Here is a 1,934-nt window from a genome sequence, read left to right as displayed (position 1 = left end):
ATCGGGTAGGAGGGCGCCTTACGGCGGCCCTCCTCCCACACCACCGTGCGTACGGTTCCGTACACGGCGGTTCATGAGGCGCGGTTGAGGCGGCGGTGTCGGTCGAGGAGGCTGACCAGTCCGAGAGATTGGAAGAAGCTGGCCCGGAAGGCGTCGTGCATGTGGCTGGCCCCGGCGTTCCACCAGGGGCCGCGTCCGTTGTAAGCGGACAGCCGTGCCCGCGCCTCGTCGAGCCCCCGCTGCATCAGGCGCATTGCTCGTGTCCTCGGCCGCTTCCACTGGCGCCAGATCAGACAGCGCAGACGCCGTCGGAGCCAGCCGTCCAGGTCCTCGAAGATGCCCTTGGCCTCGGCCAGCCGGAAGTAGGCGATCCAGCCGGTGAGCACCGGGACAAGGTCTTCGATGGTGCGGCCGAGGCTGCGGCCCCGCCCCTGGCGCCACAGCGTCCGGAGCTTGGCCTGGAACCGCGCCACGCTCGTCGGCGCCACGCGCAGGCGCGGCGTCTTGTGGGCGGTCATGGTGAAGCCCAGGAAGACGCGGTTCCAGGGGCGGTCCACGGCGCTCTTGGCCCCGTTGACCGCCAGCCGCAGCCCCTCCTTCAGGAACCGGGTAATCGAGGCCATCACCCGCTCGCCGGCCCGCCGCGTCCGCACATAGATGTTGCAGTCGTCGGCGTACCGGCAGAAGGCGTGGCCCCGCCGTTCCAGTTCCTTGTCGAGGTCGTCGAGCAGGATGTTCGACAAGAGCGGCGAGAGCGGACCGCCCTGGGGCGTCCCCTCGGTCCGCATCGTCGCCAGCCCGCCCGCCATCAATCCGGCCTGCAGGTAACGGCGGATCAGCCGCAGCACCCGCTTGTCCGCGACCTTGCGCGCCACCCGTGCCATCAGCACGTCGTGGTTCACCCGGTCGAAGAACTTCTCCAGGTCGAGATCGACCACAAAGCGGCGGCCGGCGGCCACGTGGGACCGCGCGGCCTTGACCGCGTCGTGGGCGCTCCGCCCCGGCCGGAAGCCGTACGAGGCGTCGGAGAAGCCCGGATCGAAGATCGGCGTCAGCACCTGATGCATCGCCTGCTGGATGAACCGGTCGAGCACGGTCGGGATGCCCAACAGGCGCACCCCGCCGCCGGGCTTGGGGATCTCCACCCCGCGCACCGGCGCCGGCTCGTACCGGCCTTCCAGCAGGTCCTCCCTGATGGCTGCCCAGCGCTCCTCCAGGAAGGTCCACAGTTGCTCGACGGTCATCTTGTCGATGCCCGGCGCCCCCTTGTTCGCCTTGACCCGTCGGTAGGCCGCCATCAGGTTCTCCCGGCTGAGGATCGCTTCCATCAGCCGCTCATTCCCCTCCGGTCGTGAGGGTCCCGATCCTGCCGTGGCGCTTGACGCACCCAAGGCCGGCTGCGGCGGCTTCCGGCCACCGTGCCCCGCGTGGGCTTGGGGCATCCCAGCCCCGCCTTCTGCGTCTCCGATCGCCATCGAAAGGCCGACCTCCGTCCGGCGCTTCATGTTCAGCCCTTCGCCGGTCGGTCCGGCTACTACGGCCTCTGCTGACTTCTGCCACCCCCTCCCGGCGCCTCGCGACGCCGGTAGCACACCTGAAGCCAGGGGCAGAGCGGCAGATCTCCCAGGGTAAGACGCGTGACCTTCGTGCCATGAGCCTGGCGCATCTACGGCCGCACCCTCCGGGTGATTTCGGGCTTCGGGTCTTCGTGCCCCCTCGCCCGGGTACGGACGCCTCCTATGCGCTTCCTGTTCGTCAGGCCGGCACTTTGCTTACAGCTTCCTTCAGACCCCGCCTCGCGACGACGCCCTTGCTGTTCGGCTAGCGGTTCCCATCACCAAGGCCCGCAGAGGACTCTCACCTCCAAGTCACAAACCGGGGCACCACTCCCGGCTCTCGGTGCTCTCGCACCTCGCGCCATGCCTGGCGCACAC

Annotated in this window: 1 protein-coding gene; it reads right to left on the bottom strand. The window is 69.3% G+C overall.

The genetic code is table 11. The features are described 5' to 3' along the window. Positions 1 to 71 precede the first annotated feature (71 nt). Positions 72 to 1,328: a group II intron reverse transcriptase/maturase gene (ltrA, locus tag ACFW16_RS36080; protein WP_380313925.1), complete on the bottom strand. Its 1,257-nt coding sequence runs from the start codon at positions 1,326 to 1,328 to the stop codon at positions 72 to 74. Between the last annotated feature and the right edge of the window lie 606 nt (positions 1,329 to 1,934).

It is taken from the genome of Inquilinus sp. NPDC058860 (assembly GCF_042743185.1).
Lineage (GTDB): Bacteria > Pseudomonadota > Alphaproteobacteria > DSM-16000 > Inquilinaceae > Inquilinus.
This window is presented reverse-complemented; position numbering and strand designations above follow the sequence as displayed.